Origin of the sequence: Nocardia sp. CDC159, from assembly GCF_023740735.1 — a bacterium.
Classification (GTDB): domain Bacteria; phylum Actinomycetota; class Actinomycetes; order Mycobacteriales; family Mycobacteriaceae; genus Nocardia; species Nocardia pulmonis.
On sequence record NZ_JAMRXH010000019.1, the window covers coordinates 26,265 to 46,130 of the forward strand.

General features: G+C 66.4%; 28 protein-coding genes. 15 read left to right on the plus strand and 13 right to left on the minus strand.

Translation table 11 applies throughout. The features are described 5' to 3' along the window. Positions 1-6 precede the first annotated feature (6 nt). The 6 genes from NDR87_RS31020 to NDR87_RS31045 all read left to right on the plus strand — a co-directional run bounded on the left by NDR87_RS31020 (position 7) and on the right by NDR87_RS31045 (position 4,610). Complete coding sequence (locus tag NDR87_RS31020; RefSeq protein WP_251917474.1) at positions 7-336, plus strand: hypothetical protein; 330 nt, start codon at positions 7-9, stop codon at positions 334-336. Next, positions 333-1,580, plus strand: coding sequence for a hypothetical protein (locus NDR87_RS31025; RefSeq protein WP_251917473.1), 1,248 nt, complete (start codon positions 333-335; stop codon positions 1,578-1,580). The genes NDR87_RS31020 and NDR87_RS31025 overlap by 4 nt, the downstream gene beginning before the upstream one ends. Before the next feature lie 3 nt (positions 1,581-1,583). Further along, positions 1,584-2,000 carry a hypothetical protein gene (locus tag NDR87_RS31030; protein WP_251917472.1) on the plus strand — a complete coding sequence of 139 codons (417 nt, stop codon included), beginning with the start codon at positions 1,584-1,586 and terminating at the stop codon, positions 1,998-2,000. Positions 2,001-2,068: 68 nt separating this feature from the next. Continuing rightward, a complete protein-coding gene (locus NDR87_RS31035; RefSeq protein WP_251917471.1) occupies positions 2,069-2,506 on the plus strand; it encodes a hypothetical protein in 438 nt (145 codons plus the stop codon). Between the two features lies 1 nt (position 2,507). Next, positions 2,508-3,359, plus strand: coding sequence for a hypothetical protein (locus tag NDR87_RS31040; protein WP_251917470.1), 852 nt, complete (start codon positions 2,508-2,510; stop codon positions 3,357-3,359). Continuing rightward, positions 3,360-4,610, plus strand: coding sequence for an SGNH/GDSL hydrolase family protein (locus NDR87_RS31045; RefSeq protein ID WP_251917469.1), 1,251 nt, complete (start codon positions 3,360-3,362; stop codon positions 4,608-4,610). A gap of 230 nt (positions 4,611-4,840) precedes the next feature. Here the strand turns inward: NDR87_RS31045 and NDR87_RS31050 are convergent, their stop codons facing one another. The 9 genes from NDR87_RS31050 to NDR87_RS31090 form a co-directional block, all read right to left on the minus strand. Beyond that, a complete protein-coding gene (locus NDR87_RS31050) occupies positions 4,841-5,230 on the minus strand; it encodes a hypothetical protein (protein ID WP_251917468.1) in 390 nt (129 codons plus the stop codon). A 146-nt stretch (positions 5,231-5,376) separates the two neighbouring features. Next, positions 5,377-6,303 carry a hypothetical protein gene (locus tag NDR87_RS31055; RefSeq protein ID WP_251917467.1) on the minus strand — a complete coding sequence of 309 codons (927 nt, stop codon included), beginning with the start codon at positions 6,301-6,303 and terminating at the stop codon, positions 5,377-5,379. Positions 6,304-6,502: 199 nt separating this feature from the next. Then, entirely contained in the window at positions 6,503-6,793 is a 291-nt protein-coding gene (locus NDR87_RS31060; RefSeq protein WP_251917466.1) for a hypothetical protein, read from the minus strand. Between the two features lie 15 nt (positions 6,794-6,808). Then, positions 6,809-7,213 (minus strand): hypothetical protein, encoded by a 405-nt coding sequence (locus NDR87_RS31065; RefSeq protein WP_251917465.1) that lies wholly within the window; start codon positions 7,211-7,213, stop codon positions 6,809-6,811. A 43-nt stretch (positions 7,214-7,256) separates the two neighbouring features. Further along, entirely contained in the window at positions 7,257-7,637 is a 381-nt protein-coding gene (locus tag NDR87_RS31070) for a hypothetical protein (protein ID WP_251917464.1), read from the minus strand. After that, positions 7,637-7,846, minus strand: coding sequence for a hypothetical protein (locus tag NDR87_RS31075; protein ID WP_251917463.1), 210 nt, complete (start codon positions 7,844-7,846; stop codon positions 7,637-7,639). Before NDR87_RS31075 ends, NDR87_RS31070 begins: the two co-directional genes overlap by 1 nt. After that, the gene (locus NDR87_RS31080; RefSeq protein ID WP_251917462.1) at positions 7,843-8,313 is read right to left on the minus strand and encodes a hypothetical protein; all 471 of its coding nucleotides are present in this window, start codon (positions 8,311-8,313) and stop codon (positions 7,843-7,845) included. Before NDR87_RS31080 ends, NDR87_RS31075 begins: the two co-directional genes overlap by 4 nt. Further along, positions 8,310-8,492 (minus strand): hypothetical protein, encoded by a 183-nt coding sequence (locus NDR87_RS31085; protein WP_251917461.1) that lies wholly within the window; start codon positions 8,490-8,492, stop codon positions 8,310-8,312. The genes NDR87_RS31080 and NDR87_RS31085 overlap by 4 nt, the downstream gene beginning before the upstream one ends. Then, the gene (locus tag NDR87_RS31090) at positions 8,489-8,788 is read right to left on the minus strand and encodes a hypothetical protein (RefSeq protein WP_251917460.1); all 300 of its coding nucleotides are present in this window, start codon (positions 8,786-8,788) and stop codon (positions 8,489-8,491) included. The genes NDR87_RS31085 and NDR87_RS31090 overlap by 4 nt, the downstream gene beginning before the upstream one ends. Before the next feature lie 288 nt (positions 8,789-9,076). On the opposite strand from NDR87_RS31090, the gene NDR87_RS31095 reads away from it, so the two are divergent. The 5 genes from NDR87_RS31095 (at position 9,077) to NDR87_RS31115 (ending at position 13,002) form a co-directional block, all read left to right on the plus strand. After that, positions 9,077-10,258: a helix-turn-helix transcriptional regulator gene (locus tag NDR87_RS31095; RefSeq protein WP_251917459.1), complete on the plus strand. Its 1,182-nt coding sequence runs from the start codon at positions 9,077-9,079 to the stop codon at positions 10,256-10,258. Positions 10,259-10,278: 20 nt separating this feature from the next. Then, positions 10,279-10,830 (plus strand): flavoprotein, encoded by a 552-nt coding sequence (locus NDR87_RS31100; protein WP_251917458.1) that lies wholly within the window; start codon positions 10,279-10,281, stop codon positions 10,828-10,830. Between the two features lie 350 nt (positions 10,831-11,180). Next, on the plus strand, positions 11,181-12,011 hold the full coding sequence (locus NDR87_RS31105; protein ID WP_251917515.1) for an exodeoxyribonuclease III: 831 nt from the start codon (positions 11,181-11,183) through the stop codon (positions 12,009-12,011). Next, entirely contained in the window at positions 12,008-12,493 is a 486-nt protein-coding gene (locus NDR87_RS31110) for a ribonuclease domain-containing protein (protein WP_251917457.1), read from the plus strand. Before NDR87_RS31105 ends, NDR87_RS31110 begins: the two co-directional genes overlap by 4 nt. 32 nt (positions 12,494-12,525) lie before the next feature. Further along, positions 12,526-13,002 carry a barstar family protein gene (locus NDR87_RS31115; protein ID WP_251917456.1) on the plus strand — a complete coding sequence of 159 codons (477 nt, stop codon included), beginning with the start codon at positions 12,526-12,528 and terminating at the stop codon, positions 13,000-13,002. Here NDR87_RS31115 and NDR87_RS31120 read toward each other — a convergent pair. Then, positions 12,989-13,624 (minus strand): TetR/AcrR family transcriptional regulator, encoded by a 636-nt coding sequence (locus tag NDR87_RS31120; RefSeq protein WP_251917514.1) that lies wholly within the window; start codon positions 13,622-13,624, stop codon positions 12,989-12,991. The two genes, NDR87_RS31115 and NDR87_RS31120, sit on opposite strands and share 14 nt — an antisense overlap. A 114-nt stretch (positions 13,625-13,738) precedes the next feature. Here NDR87_RS31120 and NDR87_RS31125 point away from each other — a divergent pair, with 114 nt between their 5' ends. Together NDR87_RS31125 and trpS are read left to right on the plus strand one after the other, a co-directional pair. Next, on the plus strand, positions 13,739-14,674 hold the full coding sequence (locus NDR87_RS31125) for an oxygenase MpaB family protein (protein ID WP_251917455.1): 936 nt from the start codon (positions 13,739-13,741) through the stop codon (positions 14,672-14,674). A gap of 36 nt (positions 14,675-14,710) precedes the next feature. Beyond that, the gene (gene trpS, locus NDR87_RS31130) at positions 14,711-15,736 is read left to right on the plus strand and encodes a tryptophan--tRNA ligase (protein ID WP_251917454.1); all 1,026 of its coding nucleotides are present in this window, start codon (positions 14,711-14,713) and stop codon (positions 15,734-15,736) included. 37 nt (positions 15,737-15,773) lie between these two features. Here the strand turns inward: trpS and NDR87_RS31135 are convergent, their stop codons facing one another. Then, positions 15,774-16,346, minus strand: coding sequence for a hypothetical protein (locus tag NDR87_RS31135; protein WP_251917453.1), 573 nt, complete (start codon positions 16,344-16,346; stop codon positions 15,774-15,776). A 269-nt stretch (positions 16,347-16,615) separates the two neighbouring features. On the opposite strand from NDR87_RS31135, the gene yhjD reads away from it, so the two are divergent. Beyond that, on the plus strand, positions 16,616-17,656 hold the full coding sequence (gene yhjD / locus NDR87_RS31140) for an inner membrane protein YhjD (protein ID WP_251917452.1): 1,041 nt from the start codon (positions 16,616-16,618) through the stop codon (positions 17,654-17,656). Here yhjD and NDR87_RS31145 read toward each other — a convergent pair. Further along, positions 17,640-18,179 (minus strand): hypothetical protein, encoded by a 540-nt coding sequence (locus tag NDR87_RS31145; protein ID WP_251917451.1) that lies wholly within the window; start codon positions 18,177-18,179, stop codon positions 17,640-17,642. The two genes, yhjD and NDR87_RS31145, sit on opposite strands and share 17 nt — an antisense overlap. Before the next feature lie 212 nt (positions 18,180-18,391). On the opposite strand from NDR87_RS31145, the gene NDR87_RS31150 reads away from it, so the two are divergent. Further along, positions 18,392-18,709: a hypothetical protein gene (locus NDR87_RS31150; RefSeq protein WP_251917450.1), complete on the plus strand. Its 318-nt coding sequence runs from the start codon at positions 18,392-18,394 to the stop codon at positions 18,707-18,709. Here NDR87_RS31150 and NDR87_RS31155 read toward each other — a convergent pair whose 3' ends face one another. Beyond that, positions 18,710-19,822, minus strand: a complete 1,113-nt coding sequence (locus NDR87_RS31155) for an NADH:flavin oxidoreductase (RefSeq protein ID WP_251917449.1) — start codon at positions 19,820-19,822, stop codon at positions 18,710-18,712. It abuts the gene before it with no gap. Positions 19,823-19,866: the final 44 nt, after the last annotated feature.

Genomic DNA, 19,866 nt, shown 5'->3' on the forward strand with positions numbered 1-19,866 from the left:
GCCGCATTGGCGAAGGTTTTCGAGACGATCTACGCGGACGGCATCGGTCGGGAAATCACCGAAATACGCGACCATCAGTGGCACCTGTGGTGCGCAGCCTTCACGGTCCAGTCCCTGGAAGGGATGTTCGACCTCACTCCGGCAACACGAGCGATCCCTATCCTCGACGCCGCGATCGCCAGGTTCAACGCCGCTCCCGACGACCTGCGGACCGCCCTGCATCCCGAGGATTGGCTGATGCTGCGTGGCAACCGTCGACTGATGGAGAAGATGCGCGCCACCCTGGCCGATCACCCAGACGCGACGATCAGCGGAGTTCACGAGGATACCGAGTGAGCTTTCTCCTCCGGCGCAACCTGCCGTTAGCGTGGGCTGGATGGCTCGATGACTTCAAACGCCCGCCCGAGAATCCCGTCAAACGCCCGTGGGTGCACCTGGGAGACGGCACCACGGCGGATATCAACGCGCTGGAAGAGCTCCACATCCCCAGCAACTACGCGTCGAATAATGCTGGCGGGGAGTCGTACGAGTTCCAGCCGTTCACGCCCAACTCTGGCTTCGAAATGGAATTTTGGTGGCCTGTCGAGGGGTTGGCCGCTCAAGGCTTCGGGCTCTATTTCACCGACACATGGGCGCGGGTCGGTGCGACATTCGCGAATGCGGTAGGTGTACGGCTGTGGCATCGGGCCGAGGGGCTTGGCGGTGAGGAAGTTTATTTCGTCGAGTATCCGTCGATATTCGAAAGTGGAACCTTTCTGGGAGTATTCCAGTCGCCGGTACCCTTCTTCGGCAACACTCTGACTCTCCGAGTATGGTTCGACGACGACCGATGGATGCGGGCGTGGCTCAATGGGAACTTCATCGGTGCCCGCACCATCGAGCCCACTTTCCGGCTGGGTCCAGGAAGGCGCTGTATCCGCACTTCCAACACGGCGCTGTGCGACGCGTGGGTGCGATGGGTCGACCACTATGACCGCCCGAGCTCGATCCCCTCCGCGCAGGTGTGGAGCTCTGTCTTCTACGACGATTTCAATAGAGCCAACGGAGATCCCGGCAACGGCTGGACACAGATAGGGACGAACGCGTCGATTCAGAACAACAGTTGGTCGACGACCGGCACCACGGACGGGTCCCGCGGCTTGATCCGCGACACCGGTATCGCCAGCGGGAAGATCCGAATCGAAGCAACCGTCGGCGGCAACACCGGAATCAACAACACCGCCGACAGCGGGCTGGTGCTGTGCTCGAACTCCGCCGGAACGCAGGGGTTGTGCGCCAACATCTTCGGTAACAGGGTCTTCCTCTCCCGCTTCTCGACCGCGCTGTCCAGCAATCCGCCGACCTTCACTGACTTCGATGCGATGCAGAGCGGCATCGCGATCGGCAACGGAGACCTGCTCGCGTTCTCGGTGTACAACGGCAACGCCTGGCTGGAAGTTAACGGGGAGCGAGTGCTGTACGCGACCGGCATCCACAGTGTCGTACCGGCGACCAACTCGTACGCAGGACTGCGCGTCGAGCGCGCCAGCTCGAACAACTCCAACGCCTGGAACGATGTCCGCATCTACTCGGGGGTCTGAGCCATGACCGTGATCAGTCAAGCCATCACCGACATCGCTGGAACTCCGGAAGTCGACTCGATCAGATTCGCCACCTACGCGATCCGTGAAAGCGCGGAAGGGACAGCGCTTGTCACTACCAAGGTCCACACCTACCAGCCGGACGAGGACGGCGTTCTCACCACGGGCGATCTGGACCCTGGCCCAGCGAAGGTGATGATCGGCGCGCGTGCGTACGCGATCGAGATCCCCGATTCCGCGACGCCCATTCAGTTGTGGCCACTGATCGAGGCCGCGCTGCCTGTGCCGATCAGCGAAGAGGCGACCGCAGTACGCAACGGCGGCGGGTTCGCCCGTGGTCAAGTCATGACCGCCGCCGAGTACTCCGCACTGACATCCGTCACGACCCCGGATCCGGGATCGATGTTCTTCGTCTACTAACTCAAACCCCGAAACGACAACCCCGTCGCCGAGCCAGGCTGCGGGGTGTCCTGTGTGAGGAGGCCACGTTGCCGGTCAGCGCGAAATGGTACGGGAAGGCCATCGACTCGGCGTTCCGCAAGAAGATGGACCTGTCCGCGGACACCATCAAGGTCATGCTGTGCACGTCCTCCTACGTGCCCGACCAAGACACGCATGACTTCAAAGACGATGTCACGAACGAAGTTTCGGGCACCGGGTATGTCGCGGGCGGTGCCACCCTCGGCACTCCGACCCTCACCTACACCCCAGCCACAAACACCCTCGCGTTCGACGGCGGCGATGTGTCCTGGCCAAGCTCCACCCTCACCGCGAGGTACGCCGTCGTCTACGACAGCACGCCCGGCACCGACGCGACCCGCCCGCTGATCATGTACGTCGACTTCGGCTCCGACGTCAGCACCACTTCCGGCACCTTGACGATCACTTGGGACTCAGCTGGCCTCTGCTCGATAACGGTCGCCTGATGTGGCTGTCTATCAAGGCGGCCGAGAGCCGAACGCGATCTACGTCTGGGACCCGACACAGCACCTGATCGCCCAGATCTACTACTGGGACGACCAAGGCGTCGAGCACCTCCTCTACGACCAAAGCATCTCGGTCGTCGTCCCAGCGGTGAGGGCGCTCGCCTCGGCGACAGGACGCGTACCGGTCATCACCTCGGCTCCGGGCGCGGTCTTGCCGCCGCGCGCGACAGCGACCGGCACCGCCCGAGTCCCCGTGGTGTCTGGGTCTGCGGTCGTCCTCGTGCCGCGGGCGGTGGCGACAGCGGCTGCGGCGGCGCCTTCGGCGACTGCCGATGCGACGGTCGCGGTCACGGTCGCGACGGCCGCCGCGCAGGCGCGCCCCATCGTCCAGGACGCCACGGCGATCGTGCCGTTGGCGACGGCTACGGCGGTGGCGATCGTGCCCACCATCGAACCTCCGGGCGGCGTGATCCTTTCCCCGACCGCCGCGACCGCCGCGGCGATGGCTCATGTGCCTGCCGTGGTGGCGGAGAAGACGCTGACGGCAGTCGTGGCCACCGCGTCCGCAATGGCGGGCGTGCCTGGCGTGACCGCTGGAGTCGGCATCGCTCCCGCGGCTGCAGCAGCATCCGCGGCGGCCCCGACGCCGGGGCTCACGGCGGGCAGCTCGGTTCTCGCCGTGCGGGCGACGGCCACCGCGGCGGCAGCGGCCCCAGCCCTGTCGGCGGACGCGAATATCACCGTCCCCGCTGCCACGGCCACAGCCGCAGCAGCGGCGCCGACGGTGATGGGTACACCATTCCCGTCCACGACGCTCTACCCGTCCACGACTCTCTACCCCGGGAGCCCGTAAATGGCGTATTCGAAACAGACGTGGGCCGATTCGCCCGCCACAACCTCGCCTCTGTCTGCGGCGCGCCTCAACCACATAGAAGACGGCATCTTCGAGGCGGTGCCGCAGAATCCCTCCCGCACAATGACGTTGCCCTACTCCAATGGCGGGCTGGGTGGCACCGTCGCCACTACGTTGGCGGCGGGTACCGCGGGGAGCTACCGATTCGTCGTCAAGCTGCCGGTGACCACAACGCAATGGCGCATCAAGCTCCGCAATCAGGAGTACACGGCGGGCACCAAGACGGCGGCGACGCTGAAGAAGCTGATCGTCGGCAAGCACGCACGCGCGACCACCGGCACCGCGGGCGAGACCGGCAACTTTCTCGGCAACACGGCGACCACGATCGTCAGCACGGATCAAACGATCCCCGGCAACGGCACGTGGTACACGTCCCCGTGGGTGACCGCCGCAGGCGACCAATTCACCGCAGACACAGAGCATTTGATCGGAATCGGCTACACATTCGCGGCATCGACTTCGCTGCAAACGAGCTGCGGCCGTAGCTGGTTCTGGACCAATTCCACATCCGGCACCGATCCGACGATCGCCGGATCCGGGGGAACGCAGCAATACGTTCCTTTCGATTGGGTCATCGAATATCAGTGCACGACCCGACGGAAGGTAGCGCTGGTCATCGGTGACAGCATCTCCGAAGGCATCACCGGCACCAACTCCGCGCTGCAATCAACCTCGCTGTGGCACAACCCATTTTGGTTGTGGGCGGCGCGCTCGGACCGCCTGATCGTGAACCTCAGCCTCGCGGGCGTCGGGCTTGTCCATTACGCCACCAGCCCGGCCACGAACTACCTCTGGACTCGGCAGGACATCAATTCCGGCGCCTACACGATCGACGAGATCATCATCTCTGCCGGATCGAACGACTTCAACACCAGCCGGACGTTGGCGCAGATGCAGGCGGACGTACTCACGATCGTCAGCTACCTGACGACCACGCTCGGGCTCACGGCGCCGATCTACATGGCGACCCTGCTGGCTCGTGGCACGACAGGAGATGCGGTCCGCCTGACCTATCACGACTGGCTGGCCGAGGTCCCCACCTTCGCCCAGGCAGAAGTGATCGACTTCGACGGCGCCACCCGCGGCACATCGACAACGGCGATCTGGCCGCAATACGAATCGGACTCGATTCACCCTTCCCGCCTCGGCACAATGCGGATGGCGACCGAGCTTCACGCGACTCTGGGCTGAAAGGTGTTGCAGCCGTGATGAAATCAGGAATCGTGATCGCCTGGGAGGACGGCGAGTGCGGCTGTCCTACCGAATTCAAGGCCCCCGACTGTACACAGACCATCGCCGTCGGCGATCACGTCGGATTTCTCGACAGCGATCCCGACCCCGAGAAATACACCGCGGTCCCCTGCTGTCGGCCCTGCTGCGAGTCGGCCCCTAGCGGCGTTTAGCGCACGCACCCGCCTGAATCACTGCCAGGGGCCGGATTCGCTCAGCGCCACCTTGGCCGGGCCGAGCGGATGGACGGAGTCAGCCGCGCCAGCGAACGCGACCTTGAACCAGAGGCGACTCGGCGGCTTTCCGGGATCGGACACGTCACCCCACATCACAACCTCTAGCGGTGTCGGAAACGCGGCCGGTCCGTAGGTGGTGACTACGAAGCTCTTCTGGCTGGCCTGGGCGGCGATGACGCCTTTTGCGGTGGCGACCATCTCCTTCTTGCCAGCGTCGGTCTCGTAGTAGGTGACCGCCGCGGATGTGGTTTGTGGTGCGGAGGACTCAGTAACAGGTGAGCAGCCGATCACCGCGAAGGCGGTGAGGGTGGCGGCCACGGTCAGTCCGCGGCGGGGGTAGCGCATACCGTCATAATCGCCGCGGCGCGTGGTGTTGTGACCGTAAGTCGCAAACATTCTCGACGGTCGGCATGAGCTGGCCAAACGAAGCGGCCCCAACCCGGATGACGGGTTGGGGCCGCTTTTGCGTGGATCGGGCATGGCGTGTCTTTTCACGGACCCGGTGTCCATGTCGCCGAGCCGGTATCGCCCACGCAGACCAGAGTCGTGCCGTCGCGGGTCTCGGCGACTGCTGCGGCATCCGGATCGCACGGCGATCCTTGTGCGCGGGTGCCGATGAACGGCACCGACGACACCCACTTCGGTGTCACGCCCCCTGCTGTCGCGCACCGAAGTCGTCCACCGTTGGCGTCTTTCGCCCAACGGTCGGTAGCGAGATCGCACCTCTGCCCGACGGCGGGTGCCGTGGCCGGGAACTGCTGTTCGCTCGGTGCGGTCGTCGATGCGGTTGTCGGTGCCGACGTTGGCGAGATCGGCGGCGCCATGGACAAGTCGGGAAGCTTCACCGAGGCGGCGGCGGGTGCGGCGGCGACTGGCTTCAGGTCGTCGAAGCTCGTCCCGTCGAGCACCGACGCCGTGTACACCACAGCGGAGGGGTTGGGTTGTCGCAGCTGAGCCATCACCCATCCGATCGACTTGCCGGGAGCGGGCGGTGAGGCGATCTGCGGGAACTGGGCTTCGCATTCCGGTCCGACGTCACGGATGGTCACCTGCTGGGTGTAGCCCTGAGAATCCTTGACAGACAGGACGGTGAGCGCGAACCCGCTGGCGGGCCTGGACAGGGCCAAACGGCCGTTGTTGACGATCTCCATCCGTAGCCCGAGGATCGGGGAGTCTGGTGGCGCGAGGAGTGCGCACCGCGCGGGAACCGCTGCGGCGTCGAGGATCTTGATGATGCCGATGCGTTCACCGTTATCGGCTCGGGCGAACGCGATCTCGTCGCCGATGTTGCGATCTGTCGACGGCGCGGCGGCCGACGTCGAGGGCGACTGCGTCGAGGGGGTGCAGGCCGACAGGCCGATGCCGCAAGCGAGGGCGATGAATGTCGCCGCGGCGATTCTGAGCGAGCGGGTTTGCATGAGGGAGTCCTGGCGCGTAGGGCGATAGGTCCGGCCCTCCCCGACAAGAGCCCGTGGACATCATCGTCGATTCGCGCCCGTCGACACGCCAGATTCGGAGGCAATCCTAGAGGTCGGGTCCGGCTATGGTTCCCCCGCCTGGGTAACGGAACGGCCCCAACCCCGCGTGAGGGTTGGGGCCGCTTTCTGTGTCCAGGGGCTACAAACCCATCCGCGCCATCCCCCAGTCCAAGGCCCGATCTGGCTGGCTGGCGGGGATGCTGCGCGTGAAGTGCAGGGGCGGTGTTATCCAGCGGAGCCTGCGCCACCCGCGCCCCGGACGGACGGTCCATCCGCCGTACTCGCGGTGGCAGGCCCACCCCAGGTGGGCGTCGCGGTGACGCCACCGCCACACCGTGGCCCGCAGCCAGCGGGGACCCCACTCGCGGATCGGATGCCACTCGCCGGTATCGAAGTCGTGTTCGGCGCGGGGGCCGTTGAGTGTCGGCATGTGAGCAGCCCTTCGTCAGCAGGAGAGGATCGTGGCGGAGGAGCCGTTACCGAGGCGGGTGCGGCCGCCGACGGTTTCGGAGATATCGTACTCGCCGCGCCATCCGCCGGGGACGCAGTCGAGGTCCCGCACTGCGAGGTTCAGGTTCGGGCGGGGGATGTCGTTGGACGTGGCCCTGGCCCGTTCGATCCATTGGCCGCCTTGGCGGTGCTGGAGCTTGAGTGTGATCGAGAACCTGTCGACCGAGCCGTTGCATCGGACGTAGCCGCCGACGATGACGGCTCCGTGAAGCGTGAAGGGGCCTCGCGGTTCGAAGGTCCACCCGCAGACCCATTGCGGTTCTGCGTGAGCAGTGGGCGGTGCGAGACCGATCGTGGCCGCTGCGATGAACAGGGCGGCGGCGGTCTTGACGATATTCATCTTTGTCCCCCTTGGGTTTTCGGTTGTGACTACTTGGACGCCGCTATGGGACGGCGGGTTCCCCGACTTCGGCTATCGGGGGCTGGATTTGCTCGTCGGCGACTCCGACGAGGTCCTCGTAGGCTTCGGCGGTCTCGCGGATCTCCTGGTACGGATCGGGATGATCGTCGGTGATCGCTTCACGGATCACCCACGCGTCGACGCACGCGGCGATGGCGGCCCCGATACCGGGGACGCCCACCGCCGCGTCGGCCTGGTCGACCAGTACGGCCCGCTCGGACTCTGGACCGCCCCGCTTCCTCAAGCGATAAAGATCTTTCGCGGTCCGCAGGATCTGCTTGGCTCGAGGGTTGTCGCTGTGGGCGGAGCCGACCATGGCCAGCCGGAGCTTGCCGTGGTCGGGTAGTCGTCGTCGGGCGCACATCAGCCGACCCCTGTGTGCCGCCGCCGCAGGGCGTGCCACACGCTGCGCGGAAGTTGGTCCAGCACGTCGCCGAGGGGCGCGCCGTGATCGGTCCTGCGCCCTTCAGGGTTGGTGACGGAGACGACGTACAGCACTCGACCGCGCTTGCGCCAGCGCACCTCCCACCCGTCGATGCGTTCGATGTGCTCCTGATCGGCAGTCGTGCTCACCGCCTCACCTCCTGTTCGCACGCGGCCGCGACTGCGGCGAGCTCGGACAGGCGCACGAAATACGCGGGCACGGAAGGCTTGCGGATCCAGTGGCATGCGGGGTCGTTGCCACCGACCGGCAGCCGGACACGGCTGCCGCGCTCGGCCACGGCCGCGTCCAAGCAAGCGAGAGCGGCTTTCCCGGCAGGGTCGAGGCTGTCTGGGAAGGTCAGGACGCGGGTTCTCTCCTCGCCCGGGTATTCGATCGCGCCGACGTCGAGCTGGCGCAGCAGCGTCAACCAGGCCAGACGGGCGGGCATCGAGACCACGCTGTAGCTGGCGCACACCGTCATCTCGATCGTCGGCGTTGCGTCGGCGGCAGCGACGATCTCGACGGGGATGCGGAAGACGTCCCGGTACATCGCGCACTGCCGCTCCGCCAGGGCGAGCGCCGCTGACGGCGGGATGCCGTGGCTGAGGGCGGTCATTCTGCCGACCCCGTAGCACGGGCCATCGCGGCGGCGTACTGGCGGCAGTGCCCGTCGTGTCCGGCGTGGATGGTCAGGACGTAGCGGGCTTCGTCCAAGCTCGCGATTGGTGGCGGGGTGTCGTCGCAGAAGCGGTGCCGCTCGGCCCAGATGTCGCGCTGGTGCAAGGGGGCGATCATCGGCACACCTCCGACATCCGAAGATCGGGAACGAGCTTGCCGCTTCGACGAAGGACGTTGATCGCGGCGGCTTTCCGGGCGCAATAGCTCGGATCGCAAGAGAGGTGGCGCTGCATTGCCAGGTGCGCTTCGATGCCGCTGAGCGGTTTGTCGGGTGGTTCGTGCGGCCATCCGGCCGCCCACATGGTCGGGTCCATGGCGTCTTTGGATCTGAGCACCATCACCACAGCCAGGGTCACGTACGACAGGTACAGGCCAGCGGCTACGACGATGGTGGCGATGTGTGATGCGGGCATTCGGTGGTGCCCCTCGGGTGTGTTGGTTGTTGTGTTCGGGCGTGGCTTCCGCCGCCGGGGCGTCGCCGACCGGCATGGCCTGCGAACGCACACGAGGTGCGACGGTCGGCGACGCTCCCCTCTCGAGAGGGGCTTCGGGGCTCCCGGCGACGGGAGCTGATATCAGACTCGCAAGTCGGTGACAGTTCGAGTGACAGTAAAGTGACAGTGATCGCCCATGGACCTTGCGCGACAGCGGCGATACCCTCGTAAAACAAGGGGGCTCCAACCAGATCAAAGGCTGTCGTGGTGGCAACCGACGAAATCGGCGTACGAATCGCGCATGAACGTAAGCTCCGCGGCCTCACGCAGGCGCAACTCGCTGCGCGCATCCAGTACAGCCTGTCCTACCTCCGCAAGGTCGAGCGAGGCGTCGAGACCCCCAGCGAAGGCTTCAAAGCGGCCGTCGTCGCCGCACTGGGCGTCGATCCAGCCCAGCTCAGCGGAGCGCCCTATCTGGCCACCCTTGAAGAAGACGGGCCGATCGATGGCCTGGAAGAACTGCGCGTGATACTTGCGGAGGGCTCGTTCGTCCGTGGCATCGAACCGCCTGGGCATGAGGAGCTGGGTGCGGAGCTGCGCTCTGTCCAGAGCGCCCTCCGTAGCGACAGGACGCGTGCGGCGCTCGCACAGATTCCGGACTTGCTGCGAAAGCTGTACGGGGCGTTGGAAAGTTCACACGAGCAAGGCGAACGCAGCCGCATCTACAAGATGCTTTGCGAGACGTACATAGCGGCCGAAGGCGCGCTGTGCCGACTGGGCTTCACCTCGCTACTCGCCCTTGTGCTCGATCGACTGGATTGGGCCGCCGCTCAGGCGGACGATTCAGGCTACGTCGTCCGCAGCATGATGAAACGCGCTCGGTTGTTGATGGCACACGGATCGCTCGATGTCGCGATGTCACTCGTGGAGCGAGGCTTAGGAATGATCGTCGGCGGCGGCGAGGCCGAGCAGGTGCTGCGCGGGTATGGGCACCTGCGTGGCGCGATCGTCGCGGCCAGGGATCGCCAGCTGGAAACCGCGACGGATCACATTCGCGAAGCGCGTCGGATTGCGCAGCTCATCGGTCACGAAAGCGATATTTACACCACCGAGTTCGGCCCTGGGAACGTCGAAATCCACGCCTGCGCTGTCGAGCTCGAGGCCGGAGACCCCGGCAAGGCTGCAAGGCAGGGCGCGATGCTGTACCTGCCCGCCGATGTCGCCGCACCGCGAGCGGGTCATCATTGGCAAGACAATGCGCGCGCATGGTTGATGACAGGAAAGCCGGATGAAGCGCTCAAGGCGCTGAACAAGGCGAGATCGATTGCCCCGCAGCAGACTAAGTTGCATCCCTCGGTCCGCGACACCCTTTACGGGATCGCTGCGCAGGAGCGGTTCAGAAACGACAGCCTTGGAAACTTCGCCCGTTGGGTCGGCGTTACGCTCTGACGCGATGCCAGGATGGCCGCATGAATGCGACTGACTCTCCTGTCCTCTATGCCATTGTCACGGGCTCGCCGGTTGCGGGTGATGTGGGCGTGTTGGTGGATCTGGCCCAAGCCGATGGCTGGGAGGTCTGCGTTATTGCATCACCCGATGGGCGGCGGTTCATCGATGCCGATGCGCTTGCCGCCAAGACCGGATATCCGGTTCGCAGCCAGTACAAGGAGCCCGACGAAGCAGATGCACTGCCGCCTGCCACTGGGATGATTGTTGCTCCGATTACGTCGAACTCCCTGGCGAAGTGGGCTGCCGGGATTTCGGACACCTTGCCTCTAGGGCTCCTGGTCGAGGCTGTTGGATGGGGCAAACCGGTTGTCGGGGTGCCATATATCAATCGGGCGTTGTACAGCTTCCCGCCAGTGGAAGAAGCGATGCGGAAGCTTGCCGAGTGGGGTGTTTCCATGGTGGCAGAGCATGTACCGCATGAACCGCGAAGTGGTGGCGCGCGGGAGCAATTCCCGTGGGCGAAGGCATGGCAAACCCTGCTAGAACATCCGCGGCTCAGCCTTGATGACTGATCACCTTCCATCGAAAGCCGAGTGGTGACAGGCCGCATTCGTCGGCGGCCAGTAAATGACCGCGCCGCATTCCTCGCATGTCCAGCTCCGGTGGCCGCCTCGCTCTGCGGCGGCGCATCCTTGCCAGCCTGGGACCATCCGGCCGGAATGATGGTCGGGTCCGGAGCATTCGGCCGGTCGTGGCTCCGCCCACAGCCCGCCGCGCACGAGCCACAGCGGGCCGGGGTCGACCTCGCTTCCATCGGCGAGGATCCATCGCGGTCGCCACCCGCTCGAACGCATGTTCGAATGGTAGCGCGGGGATGTAGCGGTCGAGCGCACCCTGGGACGTCTATTGTGAAGCGGTGCCGATGACGAATCTGCCCTATAAGGGCTGGTCAGACAACTATGCCCTGTTCTGCACAATATCTACGATCAACGTCAACGGGATCCGTGCCGCGACCGGCAAGACCGGTAAGGGGATGCTCGAGTGGCTGGCCGTCACCGAGGCGGACATCATCTGCCTGCAGGAGACGCGGGCAACCGATGAGCAGACCCGGGCCGCGCTGGCCTCGGTGCTGAGCGACGGGTGGTATCTGGCGCATGCGGAACCGGGTTCGAAGGGGCGTGCGGGGGTGGGCATCCTGTCCCGGCGGGAGCCGCGCGCGGTGCGGATTGGATTCGGCAGCGCCGAATTCGACGGGATGGGCCGCTATATCGAGGCCGAATTCGACGAGGTGACCGTCGCCAGCGTGTACGTGCACACCGGCGAGGCCGACACCCCGATGCAGGACGAGAAGTACCGGTTCCTGGGTGAGCTGGGCGCGCATCTGAAGGCACAGACCCGCGACTTCGTGATCTGCGGCGATTGGAATGTGGCGCATACCGAACTCGACATCAAGAACTGGAAGGGCAATCTGAAGAACGCGGGCTTCCTGCCCGGCGAACGTGCCTGGATCGACGAGATGCTCGCGGCGGGCTACGTCGACGTGGTGCGCACCCTGCACCCGGGCGTGCCCGGCCCGTACAGCTGGTGGTCCTACCGCGGTCGCGCCTACGACAACGACGCCGGATGGCGCATCGACTACCACCTCGCCCGCGGCGATATCGCCGGGCGCGCCAAGCAGGCCGTGGTGGAGCGCGCCGCCGAATACGCGCTGCGCTGGTCGGATCACGCCCCGGTGACGGTGCAGTACCGATGAACCTGTCCGGCAAGCGTTTTCGCGGCCTGCTCGCGCTGGCCGGGCTGGCGATCGTGCTGGTGGTGGCCTTCCTGGCATCCCGAGGCACCTCCACGGACACCTCCGCACCCGCGGTGACGAGCACCAAGGCCGCGCCGACGAGCACCGTGGCGCCGACCCGGACCGGCGCCCCGGCGGCCGCCGAGCCCGGCCGAGCGCGGGGCGTACCCGATCGCGCCTACGACACCCTGCGCGAGATCGATGCGGGCCGCTGGCCCGACTCGGCGAACGCTCCGGGGACCAAGGGCGGCGAGGAGTGGATGAACCGCGGTGGGGCGCTACCAAGATCCGACGCCTCGGGCAACCGGATCACCTACCAGGAGTGGGACGTCAATCCCAAGCGCCGCGGCCAGACCCGCGACGCGGAACGCATCGTGACCGGCAGCGACGGTTCGGCCTACTACACCGGCGATCATTACCAGTCGTTCACCCGGATGCGCTGAGCTGTCCAGCAATCGCGAACAGGAGGGTACCGATGAGTTCTTCGATGACGCTGTCGCAGTTCCTGGCGGATGCGCGGGTGACCGAGCGGGCGGGGGCGCCGGTGCTCGGCGCGGTCGCGGCGGCCGACCGGGAGTTCAGCGGCGTGCGCTACCAGGCGCCCGCGGACTACATCGTGCGCGAACTGCGCGGTGACAAGATGCGCACGCTGGCCGGGGTCTACGACGAATTCGCCGCCGCGCTGCAATTTCCCTACTACTTCGGTGCGAACAAGGACGCCTTCGACGAATGCCTGCGCGATCTGGACGATTTCATCGGCCGCGCCGCCGGTTACGTCCTGGTCGTCCGGCATGCCGAGCAACTGCTGGCCGATCAGCCCGGCGAGCGGGAGTGGTTCGTCGAGGCCATGCGCGATTCGGCGGCCTACTGGGCCAAGCGCGACACCGCGTATCGCGTTGTGCAGCAGGGCGATCCGAAGGCGCTGAACGCCGTCGCCGTCACCCTGTCGTGAGCCGCTGGGCGAGATCCTCGCCCAGCAGCACGAAGACGTCGGTGGTGTGGGCGATCAGCTCGTCGCGGGTCATGGGCAGGTCGCCGTGCAGCCAGCCGGTGAGGACCTGGACCAGGCCGCCGACCAGGTAGGTCGCGCGGAAGGGGATCGCCGGGTCGACCCCCGCGCCGCCGATGTCGAGGTAGCTGCCCTGGGCCGCAACCAGATTCGCGAAGGAGCGGATGGTTTCCAGGGTGCGCGAGCGCAGTTCGGGGGTGGCGGCGCTGAGGATCAGCGCGACCCGGGCCTTGCGCGGGTCGTCGGTGAGCACCTCGATGCCCGCCCGGACCGCGGCCTCGGCCATGCCGCGGGTGTCGGCGGGCGCGGTGTGCAGCGCGGCGGCGATCGCCGCGGCCAGTTCCTCGGCCATGCCGTCGAGCAGGGCGATGAGCACGGCGTCGCGGCTGTCGAACTGCTCGTAGTAGTAGCGCTCGTTCAGCCCGGCCCGGGCGCACAGCCCGGCGACGGTCAGCTTGTCCACGCCTTGGCTGCCGATGATCTCCAGCGCCGCCTCGAGCAGGGCGGCCCGGCGTTGGGCGCGGCGCTCCTCGGCCGAGACTCCACCGTAGGTCCGCTGCGCCATCACGCGCTCGATTGTAGGAGTGCGGCCACTGCCGGGATCAATCTGGCGTAGCCTCTTGCCAGATTCCGAATTCTGGTGGAGCCTATTGCCAGATACTCGGTACAGGAGGCGACGATGCCCGGTTACTTTTCCGACGATTCGATGATTCGGCGCGTGATGCGCAAGCGGGCGGTCGGGCTCACCTATGGACAGCGGGCGCTGGTGGTGGGGGCCGTGCATCCGCTGCTGTATGTGGGGACGGCCGAGCACACCGCGCACCGGACCACCCCGTACACCCGGCTCGCGCTGACCGGGCGGCTGTTCGAGGCGGTCTTCCTGGGCACGAAGGAGGAGGCGGATCGGGCGCTGGCGTTCACCCGCAAGCGGCATGTGCCGGTGCGCGGGGCGCTCCCCGAGGACGCCGGAGCGCACCATCCCGCCGGGTCGCGCTACTCCGCACACGATCCGCATCTGATGTTCATGACGATGGCCTTCGCCTTCGACTCGGCCGAGGTCATGCACGATCTGCTGGTTCGCAGGCTGAGCGCGGGCGAGCGCGAGGACCTGTATCAGGACTACGTCCGCTGGGGCGAGCTGTTCGGTATGCCGCGCACCGCCGCGCCGGGCAGCTATCCCGAATTCCGCCGCTACTTCGACGGCTATCTGGCCTCCGACGAGCCGTTCCTCACCGAGGAGGCCCGCCTGGTCGGCTCCTATCTGGCCGGAAAGCAGGTGCCGCATCCGCTGCCGCTGCCGTTGCACCAGGTCGTCACGGGCGTGTACCTGCTGGTACAGGGCAGCCTGCCGCCGCGCATCCGCGATATGTACGGCATCGGCTGGGGCGTGCGCGAGGAACTGGCCTTCCGTTCCCTGGCCCAGGCGGTCCGCACGGCCCATTTCGCGCCGCCGCTGGCCCCGCGCGTGCTCCGCGGCACCCTGGCGGGCCGCAGCTATCCGGTCTATCGCCTGCTCAGCCGCCGCGAACACGACCTGGTCGCCGCGGGGCGGGCGAGCATGCCGGGGGTGGACCCGCGCAGCTACGCCGAGCGTCACGCCGCCGCGCCCCACTAGCGCGTGCGTCCAGTGGGGCATGGAAAGATCGGGGGTATGTCGAGTCCTGCTACATCCGGTGAGCGCAAGCAGCGGGTCCTGTCCGGGATCCAGCCGACCAGTGATTCCTTCCACCTCGGCAACTACCTTGGCGCGCTCCAGTATTGGGTGAAGCTGCAGGACGACTACGACGCCCTCTACTTCATCCCGGATATGCACGCCATCACGGTCCCGCAGGACCCCAAGCAGCTGCGCAACCGCACCAAGCGCGCGGCCGCCCAGCTGCTGGCGCTGGGCATCGACCCGAAGCGCTCGACGCTGTTCGTGCAGAGCCAGGTCCCCGAACATGCCGAGCTGACCTGGGTGCTGCAGTGCATCACCGGCTTCGGCGAGGCCAGCCGGATGACCCAGTTCAAGGACAAGTCGGCCAAGCAGGGCTCGGAGAACGCCACGGTCGGCCTGTTCACCTATCCGGTGCTGATGGCCGCCGACATCCTGCTCTACCGCCCGCAGCTGGTCCCGGTCGGCGAGGATCAGCGCCAGCATCTGGAGCTGACCCGAAATCTGGCGCAGCGCTTCAACACTCGGTACAAGAAGACCTTCGTGGTCCCCGAGGCGCATATCGTCTCCGGCACCGCCAAGATCTACGACCTGCAGGATCCGACGTCGAAGATGAGCAAGTCCGCGGCCACCGACGCGGGCCTGCTCAACCTGCTCGACGATCCGAAGATCTCGGCCAAGAAGATCCGCTCCGCGGTCACCGACACCGAGCGCGAGATCCGCTACGACCCGGAGACCAAGCCCGGCGTCAGCAATCTGCTGGTGATCTTGTCCGCGCTCACCGACACTCCGATCGTCACCCTCGAAAACGATTACGCCGGAAAGGGTTACGGCGACCTCAAGGGCGATGTCGCCGACGCCCTGGTCGAATTCGTCACCCCGCTGCAGGCCAAGGTCCAGGAATACCTCGACGACCAGGCCGAACTCGATCGCATCCTGGCCGCCGGGGCCGAACGGGCGCGAGAGATCGCGGGCAAGACGGTCGCGCAGGTCTACGACCGGGTGGGTTTCCTGGCTCGCTGAGCGGGGCCGAGGCGATGCCCCGCTCAGCGAGTTCCTTTCAGGGACGGCGGAATTCGACACCTCCGTCGAGGAAAACCCGCTGGATGCCGGGCAGTGTGCCGCCGCAGTCGACGGTGCCCGCGTCGGTGGTGATCGCGTCGACGGAATGGACCTCAGCACCGTTCAGCGGTCCGCTGGTGATCTTGATGAACAGCGTCGCCCGCAGCGCGAGCAGATCCAGGCTGATCTCGTAGTCGGCGGTCCCGTACTCGACGGTGACTCCGTCGCGATTCGTCCAGATCAGCCGCGCCGAGCCGGTGAACTTCGTCTGGGGGCAACCCGTCACGGTCACCGGCGCGTAGGCCAGCCAGGAGCTGTACTTCGACGCCGTTCCGTTGGGGGAGAAGCAATGGCGGTACGAAGCCGCGTAGATGCCACTGAAGACCCCGTGTTCGTTGATTCCGAAGTCGGCTTGACCGCCGACATCGCAAACCAGATCCGCCCCCACCACGGGCAATTGGGTGTCGCCCTGGGGAACCGGCGATGATCCGGCGAGCGTGGGGGCCGCCACCACGGTGCCGACCGTGATCGCAATGGCCGCGAGCGTGCGGCCCAGATTATTGATGCGCATGGCACACCTGACTTCCTAGTGCCCTATCGGGCACAACTCGTTCCACTTTCCCGACCGAGTTGGAGGTGCGCACCCCTAATACCTTGTCGCCGAGAATTTGCTGTCTGTTACTCGGCCAAGCCGCTGGCTTACCGGCCCGCCGAGCGTTTCCCGGAACACCCGTCCGGGTATCGGTGAGATGACCGACGCGCTGGGCAAATCCGCCGCTGTCGGCCATGCGGGTGCGACAGTTGAGGAAGATCACCACCGAGTGGGTTCCAGGAGGTCGGGTGTTCGACAAGATCAGGGGGCGGATCGAACGCGAGGTGCAGGCGCGGCCGTGGCTGGATCACGCGATCCGCGCGGGCGGACGCTATCAGCGGCAGCGCGGTGACTACTACGCGGCGGGCATTACGTATTTCACTGTGCTGTCGCTGTTTCCACTGCTCATGGTCGGGTTCGCGGTGACGGGGTTCGTGCTGTCGCGCAATCCGGAGCTGCTGCGCGAGGTGCAGGACAAGGTCGTCGAGAACATCCCGGGCTCGCTGGGCGGGCAGCTCAACGACCTCATCGATCAGGCGATCAAGTCGCGCACCAGCGTCGGCGTGATCGGTCTGCTCGGCGCCGGCTACGGCGGTCTGGGCTGGATGGCCAATCTGCGCGCCGCGCTCACCGAACAGTGGGAACAGAAAGTGCAAGAAGGCAATTGGTTCACCACCAAGCTCTCGGACCTGCTCGCGCTGGTGGGTCTGGGCCTGGCCATGGTGGTCTCGCTCGGCCTGTCGGCGCTGGCGGGCAGCGGCCTGGGATTGAGCCTGCTGAGGCTGGTGCGTCTGGACAAGGCACCCGGCGTGGGCATTGTGCTCACCATCGTGTCGCTGCTGCTGGCGGTGATCGCCTCGTGGGCGGTGTTCGTCTGGATCATCGCCCGGCTGCCCCGTCAGCCGGTGACCATCGTGAGCGCGGTCAAGGCCGCCCTCATCGCGGCCATCGCCTTCGAGATCTGGAAGCAGATCGCCAGCTTCTATCTGAAGAAGGTGGTGACGAGTCCGGCCGGTGTGGCATTCGGCCCGATCATCGGCCTGATGGTCTTCGCCTACATCACCGCCCGCATCATCCTGTTCGCGACGGCCTGGGCTGCGACCGCTCGGGAGAACGAGGAGCAGCTCGACGTCGAGCCGCCGCCCCCGGCTGTCATCGAACCGCGGATGAGTGCCGGAATGTCGGCCGGGGCGGGGGCCGTGCTGTTCGGGGCCGGGGCCGCGGTGGCGGCCCTGGCGACCGGACTGCTGCGCCGCAAATCGGGCTCGCCTTTCAGTGGCCGAGGGTGAGCTGCTGCCCCTGAATGAGGATCCGCTGAGCGGTCGGTAACCCATTGGGGCAGGTCAGCACGCCGGTCGGCACCGGTGCGACCAGGGCGACCAGCCGGTCGCCCGCGAACGGACCGCTGGTCACGGTGAGCGACAGGGTCGGCGGCGTCGCACTCAGTGCGTAGTCGGCCGTGCCCGGCTCGAGGGTCAGCTCTTCCCGGTTGACCCAGGTCAGGTCCGCCGATCCGGAGAAGCCGGTCTGCGGGCAGCCCGTCACCTGGATGGCCGGGGCGACGGCCAGGAATGAGCTGTATTTCTGGTAGGCGGGATTCGGCGACACACAGTTGCGGTGGGTCGAGGTGTAGATGCCACCGAGGGTGCCGCCGTGCAGCGCGAAATCGACCTGACTGAAGACATCGCAGGTCAAATCGACCGTGGGCAGCAGCTCGGTCTTGGCCGGAGCCGAACTCGCGACGGCGGGAACGGTCGCACCGACCGCGAGGAGCGTGGCCGCCAGGGCGCGGCCGAACAGTGTGATGCGCATGATTCACCGGCTTTCCTGCGCCCCTGCGGCGCAATTCGGTCCATGTGGATTCGAGGTGCGCACCTCTATTTCGAACCTCGCAAAAAGACCATCGGGCGTTACGTCACGATTCGATCGCCGCGACGCGTGTCGCGGCCATCCGCACGGCGCGCGTTCTCGAATTACATCGGCACGCTCGCGACCATTCCGCCCGTGGACAGGAGCAGTTCCCGATGACCGTCTCGAGAATAGCCATCGGCGCCGCCGTAATCGCCACCAGCGCTTCGATATTCGGCACCGCGGCGGCGACGTACTCCGACGGTCACCCGGTGTCCTATACCTGCACGAGCACGACCATGATCAAGGACTATGTGCTCGGCGCCCGCTGCACCGCGCGGGGCGGCGCGGCGGAGCAGGGGAGGACCGACGATGTGCTGATCGAGGGACCCAAGGGGTCGTTCCGGTGCGACAGCACCCTGGCCGGGGATGTGCGTGTGGCCGGTGAGGGCAGGGTGAAGACGCTGACCGGATACCGATGCCGCGCGGAGTAGTCAGCGGAACGGCGTGATATCCGAGTATCGGCCGTCGCGAATTTTGTCGACCCACTGTGGATCTGTCAGTAGTGCCCGGCCGACTGCCACGAGATCGAACTCGCCGCGCTCGAATTGCCGCCGCAACACCCGGAACCGCTCGGCCTGGGTCTCGTCGATCCGGTCGCCGCGAAAGACGCTGTCCACGCCGACCGAGCCAACCGTGATCACGGGCCGTCCGGTGATCTTCTTCGTCCATCCGGCCAGGCCGAGATCCTCGGCGTGGTCGGTGAATTCGGGCTGCCAATGCCGCCGCACCGAGGCGTGGAAAATGCTGACACCGGCCGTCACGAGTGGGGTCAGCAGCTGTTCCAGTTCGGCGGGGGAGTCGGCGATGCGGGCGGTGTAGTCGACGCCCTTCCACTGCGAAAAGCGGTAGATAATGGGAAAATCCGGGCCGACGGCCGCGCGGATGGCCGCCACCACGCGCGCCGGGAAGGCGGCGCGGCGGGTGAACGATCCGCCGTATTCGTCGTCGCGGCGGTTGGTCGCAGCCCACAGGAATTGGTCGAGCAGATAGCCGTGCGCCCCGTGCACCTCGATGCCGTCGAAGCCGATCCGCTGGGCCAGCACCGCCGACTCCACATACGACTCGACCAGGGTGTCCAGATCGGCGGCGTCCAGCGCCCGGCCCACCCGCCGGCCGGTGTGATCGACACCGGACGGGCTCACCGTGGGGACCTCGGGCTGGAAATTCGGCTGGTCGCCGCGCGTGACCCCGATGTGCCAGAGCTGCGGGACGATGGCCGCGCCCGCCGCGTGCACCGCATTCACCACCGCCTGCCAACCGGCGGCGCTGGCGTCGCCGTAGAATCGCGGCACATTCGGCTCCGATCCCGCCGCCGGGCCGCGGACGTAGGTGCCCTCGGTGATGATCAGGCCAACGCCCCCGGCCGCGCGGGCCCGGTAATAGTCGACATTTTCCGCATTTGGAATCCCGTCCGGGGACTGGTATCTGGTCATCGGAGCCATCACGAACCTGTTTCGCAGTCGCAGTGATGCGAGGTCGAATTCGGTGAACAGATCATCGAGATTGATCGAGGCAGTTTCGGTGCTGGATTCCCGCGACGTCATACCCATGCCCTTTCGAGGTGATGATCGAATGCCGGGACAACGCC

Bases quoted from the DNA above. Each gene is read 5' to 3' on its own strand.
- NDR87_RS31065 (WP_251917465.1), bottom strand. From the start codon at position 7,213: ATGAATATCGTCAAGACCGCCGCCGCCCTGTTCATCGCAGCGGCCACG.
- NDR87_RS31050 (WP_251917468.1), bottom strand. From the start codon at position 5,230: ATGCGCTACCCCCGCCGCGGACTGACCGTGGCCGCCACCCTCACCGCC.
- NDR87_RS31135 (WP_251917453.1), bottom strand. From the start codon at position 16,346: ATGCGCATCAATAATCTGGGCCGCACGCTCGCGGCCATTGCGATCACG.
- NDR87_RS31150 (WP_251917450.1), top strand. From the start codon at position 18,392: ATGACCGTCTCGAGAATAGCCATCGGCGCCGCCGTAATCGCCACCAGC.
- NDR87_RS31145 (WP_251917451.1), bottom strand. From the start codon at position 18,179: ATGCGCATCACACTGTTCGGCCGCGCCCTGGCGGCCACGCTCCTCGCG.
- trpS (WP_251917454.1), top strand. From the start codon at position 14,711: ATGTCGAGTCCTGCTACATCCGGTGAGCGCAAGCAGCGGGTCCTGTCC.
- NDR87_RS31155 (WP_251917449.1), bottom strand. From the start codon at position 19,822: ATGACGTCGCGGGAATCCAGCACCGAAACTGCCTCGATCAATCTCGAT.
- NDR87_RS31030 (WP_251917472.1), top strand. From the start codon at position 1,584: ATGACCGTGATCAGTCAAGCCATCACCGACATCGCTGGAACTCCGGAA.
- NDR87_RS31125 (WP_251917455.1), top strand. From the start codon at position 13,739: ATGCCCGGTTACTTTTCCGACGATTCGATGATTCGGCGCGTGATGCGC.
- NDR87_RS31060 (WP_251917466.1), bottom strand. From the start codon at position 6,793: ATGCCGACACTCAACGGCCCCCGCGCCGAACACGACTTCGATACCGGC.
- NDR87_RS31110 (WP_251917457.1), top strand. From the start codon at position 12,008: ATGAACCTGTCCGGCAAGCGTTTTCGCGGCCTGCTCGCGCTGGCCGGG.
- NDR87_RS31080 (WP_251917462.1), bottom strand. From the start codon at position 8,313: ATGACCGCCCTCAGCCACGGCATCCCGCCGTCAGCGGCGCTCGCCCTG.
- NDR87_RS31070 (WP_251917464.1), bottom strand. From the start codon at position 7,637: ATGTGCGCCCGACGACGACTACCCGACCACGGCAAGCTCCGGCTGGCC.
- NDR87_RS31120 (WP_251917514.1), bottom strand. From the start codon at position 13,624: ATGGCGCAGCGGACCTACGGTGGAGTCTCGGCCGAGGAGCGCCGCGCC.
- NDR87_RS31100 (WP_251917458.1), top strand. From the start codon at position 10,279: ATGAATGCGACTGACTCTCCTGTCCTCTATGCCATTGTCACGGGCTCG.
- NDR87_RS31045 (WP_251917469.1), top strand. From the start codon at position 3,360: ATGGCGTATTCGAAACAGACGTGGGCCGATTCGCCCGCCACAACCTCG.
- NDR87_RS31090 (WP_251917460.1), bottom strand. From the start codon at position 8,788: ATGCCCGCATCACACATCGCCACCATCGTCGTAGCCGCTGGCCTGTAC.
- NDR87_RS31085 (WP_251917461.1), bottom strand. From the start codon at position 8,492: ATGATCGCCCCCTTGCACCAGCGCGACATCTGGGCCGAGCGGCACCGC.
- NDR87_RS31105 (WP_251917515.1), top strand. From the start codon at position 11,181: ATGACGAATCTGCCCTATAAGGGCTGGTCAGACAACTATGCCCTGTTC.
- NDR87_RS31115 (WP_251917456.1), top strand. From the start codon at position 12,526: ATGAGTTCTTCGATGACGCTGTCGCAGTTCCTGGCGGATGCGCGGGTG.
- NDR87_RS31055 (WP_251917467.1), bottom strand. From the start codon at position 6,303: ATGCAAACCCGCTCGCTCAGAATCGCCGCGGCGACATTCATCGCCCTC.